1 protein-coding gene is annotated in these 678 nt (G+C 42.3%); it reads left to right on the top strand.

What is annotated here, in order from left to right; all coding sequences use genetic code 11:
- On the top strand, positions 1 to 678 hold a 678-nt coding region (locus tag V7L29_RS14015), incomplete at both ends, for an AMP-binding enzyme (protein ID WP_334735865.1).

Raw genomic sequence — 678 nt, 5'->3', positions numbered from 1 at the left:
CAATTGGCATTCCAGGGGAGTTGTATATCGGTGGCGACGGTTTAGCTCGCGGCTACCTCAAGCAACCCGAATTAAACTCAGAAAAATTTATTCCTAACCCCTTTAGTCAGCAAGAAGGAACAAGCCTTTACAAAACAGGAGACTTAGCTCGTTATAGGAGAGATGGCAACATCGAGTTTCTAGGTCGCATCGACCATCAAGTCAAAGTGCGAGGTTTCCGCGTCGAACTAGGAGAAATTGAAGCAGTTCTTAACAGCCACTGCCAAATTCAACAAACTGTAGTGATTGCTACTGAAGATAACAATGGTAATAAGCGTTTAGTAGCTTATGTAGTAAGCGACAATGAATTACTCAGTGGCCATGAGCTACGTGAATTCTTGAAACAGAAGCTACCACAATACATGGTTCCGAGTACCTTCGTCACCTTAGACACTTTACCATTAACACCTAATGGTAAAGTAGACCACAAAGCACTACCTGCACCAAGTGGGGAAATTAGCCAAGAACACGAATACGTAGCTCCACGTACACCAGGTGAAGAAATCATCGCCAATATTTTCGCGGATGTTTTAGATATCGAAGTAGTAGGCATCAACGACAATTTCTTTAGTTTGGGAGGACATTCTCTACTGGCAACGCAATTAATTTCCAGACTTAGACAAAGCTTTGAAATAGAAA

This window comes from Nostoc sp. (assembly GCF_036916575.1).
Lineage (GTDB): Bacteria > Cyanobacteriota > Cyanobacteriia > Cyanobacteriales > Nostocaceae > Nostoc.
This window is presented reverse-complemented; position numbering and strand designations above follow the sequence as displayed.